Source organism: Candidatus Magnetobacterium casense, assembly GCF_019173545.1.
GTDB lineage: Bacteria > Nitrospirota > Thermodesulfovibrionia > Thermodesulfovibrionales > Magnetobacteriaceae > Magnetobacterium > Magnetobacterium cryptolimnobacter.
This window is the reverse complement of sequence record NZ_JABXWD010000229.1, coordinates 1-5,700: the sequence shown is the minus strand read 5'-3', so window position 1 is coordinate 5,700 and position 5,700 is coordinate 1. Positions and strand designations below refer to the sequence as shown.

Here is a 5,700-nt window from a genome sequence, read left to right as displayed (position 1 = left end):
CATCGTTAAGGTAAAACAGTAGCATCTCCATCTGATTTGTAAATGCCAGTTGTGTTCTCTGCTGCACTTCCTGAAAGATATCTTTTTCCATTAATTTTATGACTCCTTATATAATTTTAATACTTAATGCTAACATATTTCTAACTTAAATAGACAGAGGGACGATAAACATGTGTTACCCCCTCAGTGCATCTATCATAGCCGCCATGTCGGTGACACTGTTTGCCTTCATCAGGGATGTCCCTACAAGGATGGCATCAACCCCTGCCCTGTCCACCATCAATGCATCTTCTCTGCCCTTGATACCGCTCTCACTTACGATAATCCTGCCCTGTGGTATATCTCTTGCCAGATCGAGAGTTGTTTTGATGTTTACCTGTAAGGTCGTCAGGTCTCTGTTGTTAATGCCTATGATGTTGCATTTGAGATCAATGGCCTGTTGCAGTTGCTTATAGTTATGCACCTCAAACAACACGGAGGGTCCAACCTCAGTCGCAACACCCATGAGTTCCTCTGCCTGTGCCCCGTCCAGGGCAGCGGCTATCAGCAAAATGGCATCAGCCCCATATGCCCGCGCCTCATAGACCTGATATGGGTCAAAAATGAAGTCCTTTCTCAACACGGGACATGGGACGATCCCCTTCACCGGCCTTATAAAATCAATCGACCCCTTGAAGTAATCCTCCTCGGTCAGCACCGATACGGCATCCACCTGTTTGTCTCTATAAACCCCGGCTATCTCACCCAGATCAAACGGTTCTCTGATTATCCCGGCAGATGGTGATGCCCGTTTAATTTCGGCTATGACCTTCAAAGGTTGGCTGTCCTTGGGGCGCCTGATTGCAGCCTCAAAATTGCGACACACCTCTGACTCATCGACCCGTGTCCTCAACTCACTCAAGGAGATACGTCTTTTTGAGTCACTTAGTCTGTCCTTTTTCTTCGATATAATCTCGCTTAATATACTCATACATGTGCTCACTTATCAGGCCATTGTGCGTGTTGGTCTGCAGGAGGGTGTAATAACCACACCCCCCTTCTACCAATCGTGCTAGAGGACCGGAGCCTTTTGCACGTCCAGGCTGGGATTAGCCTGAATTATTTCTTTGCCGGAGAAGCCGCTGGAGAAGCCGCTGGAGCTGCCGCCGGAGAAGCCGCTGGAGCTGCCGCCGGAGAAGCTGCCGGAACTGCTGCTGCTGGAGAAGCTGCCGGGTCTGCTGCCGCCGGAGAAGCTGCCGGGTCTGCTGCCGCCGGAGAAGCTGCCGGGTCTGCTGCTGGTGAAGCCTCAGGTGCTGCTGCCGGAGTAGCTTCCGGAGTAGGTGCCGGCGTTTCTGCTGGTGGTGGTAGTGGCGGTGGCGGATTGTCTTTTGGCTTACATCCGGTAAACGTCAGAAACGAAAACACCAGAGCCAACGCAACTACATAGATCACATTTCTCATGTCTTTCCTCCTTATGTTTTTTCCTGCCTTTTAATCATAGGCAGTGTATTTATTTTAATTAAATCTTAGTCAGTATAGCACACACAGTCCAAAAGATGCCAGAAAAATATCATGCAAAAAAAAAACAGTATAGCTGAGGGTGCACTATTAATCTCCAAAAATATCCATAACATCAATATTAAGGCCACTTATGGCCAATGACCTGACTGTACCCTCTCCCTCGGCATATGAATACAACTTATACCGATCACCTTCGAGGATAAATATCTCAATGGTTCCGTATTCAGGGGCCACTACCCAATATTCGGAAACCTTATATCTTTCATATATTCGCTTCTTTGTCTCCATATCTCGTACCATCGACCCCTTGGAGACAATCTCACATACCATGTCTGGTACGCCTCTTACCCAATCCTGCAATATTGACAGATTCTCTCTCCTGATAAACAGCAAGTCTGGTTGAAGCCTGTTGATTCCTTCTTCAAGTATTACATCAAGGGGAGAGTAGTAAACTTTTCCAATGTTGTGTTGCTCCAAAAACAGGAGTATTTTTCTGTTAATCCTCTGACTGATCTCTTGATGCCATAGAAACGGGCTTGCAGTCATAATTTCCTCGCCATCGATTATTTCGGTTAAATCAAAATCCCTTGATATCTCTGAAGAAATTGTTTCCATTATAGTCATCTCCTTGCGTTTTTTCATAAATTATAACAGATTTCGCCTGCGTGACACGGTCTATGTGGCAGGTTTGTCCGCCATCTGCCCATCTGCTACCGCGTCAGTATCGAAAGAATCCCCCGTAGGACGCTCAGGTGTATCAGGAACTCTTCCTTTGTGGAGATAGACCTGAGTCTGTTCAGTACATACCGGGGGCGGAGATAGAACTCCCTGTAGGCCCTCTTGTATGCTGCCTCAACCTCGGCGGCAGAGACACCGGGAAGCTCCATTACGGCATGTGCCATATCGTAGTGGCTCCAGTGCGTGTGCTTGATATAGCCGTTATCCATTGCCCACTGAAACAGGGCAGTTCCCGGAAACGGTGTTGTTATATTAAAGATGGCAAACTGTATATCGATTGCCTTTGAAAACGCAATTGTCTTTGTCATTCCCCCGGGGCCTTCACCGGGGAGGCCGAGCATAAAGGCGCCCCTGATGTCTATTGCGGCATCCCTGGTCCATCTGATAACGTCGCCGTACCTGTTGCTGGTGACCTTCTTGTTTATGGCACGCAGGATGTCGTCTTCTGCCGTTTCAAAGCCGTACATGATCTGATGACACCCTGCCGCCTTCATCAGCTTCAGGATATCGGGGCTGACCGTATCGACCCGTGCAAAGCATGACCAACTGATATTGACGCCTTCAGCGATGAGCATGTTGCACAACTGCTCTACACGCTTGCGGTTGGCCGTGAAGGTGTCGTCGTAAAAGGAAATCTCCCTGATGCCGTAGACGCTCATGAGGTGAAGGATGTGCTCAAAGACGCCCTCTGCCGCCGTAACCCGTACACGCGAACCAAACATCGAGGAGAAACAAAACGTGCACTTGCCCGGACATCCCCGTGAGGTGATCATGCCAATGGATGGCGCCCGCCTGGCACTACCCAGGGCAGAGTGGTACATGCGCATGGGCAACTTTGCGTAGTTGGGCATGGGCAGGGTGTTGAGGTCTGCGAAATCGTTGCTCTGGGGGTTCTGTACAACTTGGGCATCTGCGGTGCGCCACGTGAGATTTGCAATGTCCTCAAGGGGGTACTCGTTTGCAAGGGCAACGATGGCGCCTTCTGCCTCGCCACGGATCACAAGGTCACAGATGCCGCTTCTAACCAACTCCTCGTGGTATATGGTTGGATGTACGCCCCCCATGAGGAGCCGAACGTGCGGATAACGACTGCGCACGGCAGAGGCTATTTTTACTGCCATATCCATATCCGGCGTGGTTGCCGTTATACCAACAATGCTGTCCGTGTGGACGTCCATGACCGATAGCACGCCTGAGACATCAAGATTCAGTGCCATAGCGTCTATTATCTGACTCTGATGTCCATGGTGCTCAAGTAGCGCCGACAGCAGCGCCAGACCAATTGGAGGGGTGATCGAGTTGATGACAGACCAGATGCTGCTCCTGGCCAGCGCCCTGTTGGGATTTATGAAGACAAAGTGCATGACTGTCTGCCCTGACACACGCTCTCTGATAATAAAGAAGGGGAGCGGCTCCGACCTCCCCTCAGACCCCTCCCGCAAGGGGACCAGTCCCCTTGACCCCTTCTTACCTTATTGACAGGATGTAACGTCTTAAAATGCTGAGATATCAACCTTATCCGTTACCTTCGGGGGATATGTCCTCTCTGCGCACCCTGACGGCGTTGGCGTGTCCCTGGAGTCCTTCGGTTTGTGCAAGCAACTGCGTCTCTGCTGCCAGTGCATTAAAACCATTGCGGCTGAGATTAATCAGACTTGAGCGCTTTATAAAATCATACACCCCCAACGGGGAAAAAAACCTCGCCGACCCACCCGTGGGCAGCGTATGGTTGGGACCGGCAGCGTAATCGCCGATGACCTCGGCAGACCATTGGCCCAGAAATATTGCCCCGGCGTTCTGTATCAGGGGCAGCGTATGTTCGGGTTCTTCGGTCATTATTTCCAGATGTTCGGGGGCTATTCTGTTTACGTAGTCAAATGCCCTCTCTGTTGAGTCAACCACGACTATGGCACCAAAGGCCGACAGAGAGGCCGATGCGATCTCTTTCCTGGTCAGTGCGGCAAGTTGTCGTTGCAGTTCTTCGGTAACGCTCTGCGCAAGCGCCTCCGATGTTGTAATCAGTACGGAGGAGGCCATCTCATCATGTTCTGCCTGACTTAGCAGGTCTGCCGCAATAAATACCGGATTGGCAGACTGGTCGGCAACAATGAGTATCTCCGACGGACCGGCTATCATATCGATATCGACCGTGCCAAAGACGAGCTTCTTTGCCAGGGCCACATAGATATTGCCCGGGCCGACTATCTTGTCCACCCCCTTTATGCTCTCAGTGCCAAAGGCCATTGCGGCGATGGCCTGTGCCCCGCCTATGCGATAGACCTCGGTTATACCGGTGAGCTTGATTGCCGCCATCACGTGGGGGTTGATTTCACCGTGCGGGGTTGGCACGCACAAGGCGATCTCCCTGACTCCGGCCACCTGTGCCGCAATGGCATTCATCAACACCGTCGAGGGATAGGCGGCCTTGCCACCAGGGACATACAAACCAACACGGCGCAACGGCCTGATTACCTGACCAAGCACCCCATGGCTGTCGCTAAAATTCCAGGAAGATTCAACCTGTTTGTGGTGGTAGACATTGATGCGCCTGTGTGCCATCTTAAGCGCCTCTAAGAATGCGTCATCTACTCGTGCGGCATACTCGTCTACGGTATCCTGTGACAACCTGAACGAATCCAGAGTTATACCGTCAAATAATCTTGTAAGCTCCCTAACCTCCGCATCCCCACGCTCTTTAACACCTTGCAATATCTTTGTTACAGTAGCAAGAATCTCAACGTCAAACTCACCACGTCTCTTTAGAACCTCGTAGAACTCGTTGAATTCATATTCGCTGCGTATTTGCCTCATTGGATGTCTCCCATTGAATATTGCTTATTGGATTCCCCATTCAGATGTCCCCCGCCGGATGCCCCCCGGGTGGAGTTAATATGGGCAGTCGCAGAATTGAACTGCGGACACGAGGCTTTTCAGGCCTCTGCTCTACCGACTGAGCTAACTGCCCATACACAATATCTATTAAAGCAGTTTGTGTGGAGAGTTGTCAAGAGAAAAATTATATCATTATTCTTACAGTCGCTTTTGCATTGTCTCCAGTATCTCAGACAGTATGCCCACAAGGTCGTACTCGAACTTCCACTGGGGGTAGTGCGCCTTGAACTTGCCTACGTCGCTGATCCACCAGATGTGATCGCCTATGCGGTTTGTCTCCACGTAACTGTAACGCATCCTGTTGCCCGTCAGACGCTCACAGATGGCAATTGCCTCAAGGATGGAGCAGTTTGAGTGCCTCGAACCGCCTGCGTTGTAGACCGCCGCAATCCCGGGACGCTGATAAAAGTGCCAGAACATGTTGACCAGGTCGTGGCAATGGATGTTGTCGCGCACCTGCTTGCCCTTGTAACCAAAGATGGTGTACGGCTCCCTGACAATGGCGCACCTCATTAGGTACGACAGAAAGCCGTGCAACTGCGCCCCGCTGTGATTGGGACCAGTCAGACA

At 50.8% G+C, this 5,700-nt stretch carries 6 protein-coding genes and 1 tRNA gene; all 7 read right to left on the bottom strand.

What is annotated here, in order from left to right; translation table 11 throughout:
- Window positions 1–175 precede the first annotated feature (175 nt).
- On the bottom strand, window positions 176–970 hold the full coding sequence (gene trpC, locus HWQ67_RS11915) for an indole-3-glycerol phosphate synthase TrpC (protein ID WP_218252913.1): 795 nt from the start codon (window positions 968–970) through the stop codon (window positions 176–178).
- Between the two features lie 128 nt (window positions 971–1,098).
- Window positions 1,099–1,440, bottom strand: a complete 342-nt coding sequence (locus HWQ67_RS11910) for a hypothetical protein (protein WP_218252912.1) — start codon at window positions 1,438–1,440, stop codon at window positions 1,099–1,101.
- A 147-nt stretch (window positions 1,441–1,587) separates the two neighbouring features.
- Window positions 1,588–2,115: a Uma2 family endonuclease gene (locus HWQ67_RS11905; RefSeq protein WP_218252911.1), complete on the bottom strand. Its 528-nt coding sequence runs from the start codon at window positions 2,113–2,115 to the stop codon at window positions 1,588–1,590.
- 95 nt (window positions 2,116–2,210) lie between these two features.
- Window positions 2,211–3,620, bottom strand: coding sequence for a B12-binding domain-containing radical SAM protein (locus HWQ67_RS11900; protein ID WP_218252910.1), 1,410 nt, complete (start codon window positions 3,618–3,620; stop codon window positions 2,211–2,213).
- 133 nt (window positions 3,621–3,753) lie between these two features.
- Window positions 3,754–5,049 carry a histidinol dehydrogenase gene (hisD, locus tag HWQ67_RS11895; RefSeq protein ID WP_218252909.1) on the bottom strand — a complete coding sequence of 432 codons (1,296 nt, stop codon included), beginning with the start codon at window positions 5,047–5,049 and terminating at the stop codon, window positions 3,754–3,756.
- A gap of 81 nt (window positions 5,050–5,130) precedes the next feature.
- Window positions 5,131–5,203, bottom strand: a tRNA-Phe gene (locus HWQ67_RS11890).
- 65 nt (window positions 5,204–5,268) lie between these two features.
- A partial coding sequence (locus HWQ67_RS11885; RefSeq protein WP_333782988.1) for an NAD-dependent epimerase/dehydratase family protein occupies window positions 5,269–5,700 on the bottom strand: 432 nt, incomplete at its 5' end.

Excerpts from the sequence above, each read along its gene's own strand:
- trpC (WP_218252913.1), bottom strand. The coding sequence starts at position 970 with ATGAGTATATTAAGCGAGATTATATCGAAGAAAAAGGACAGACTAAGT.
- HWQ67_RS11910 (WP_218252912.1), bottom strand. The coding sequence starts at position 1,440 with ATGAGAAATGTGATCTATGTAGTTGCGTTGGCTCTGGTGTTTTCGTTT.
- HWQ67_RS11905 (WP_218252911.1), bottom strand. The coding sequence starts at position 2,115 with ATGGAAACAATTTCTTCAGAGATATCAAGGGATTTTGATTTAACCGAA.
- hisD (WP_218252909.1), bottom strand. The coding sequence starts at position 5,049 with ATGAGGCAAATACGCAGCGAATATGAATTCAACGAGTTCTACGAGGTT.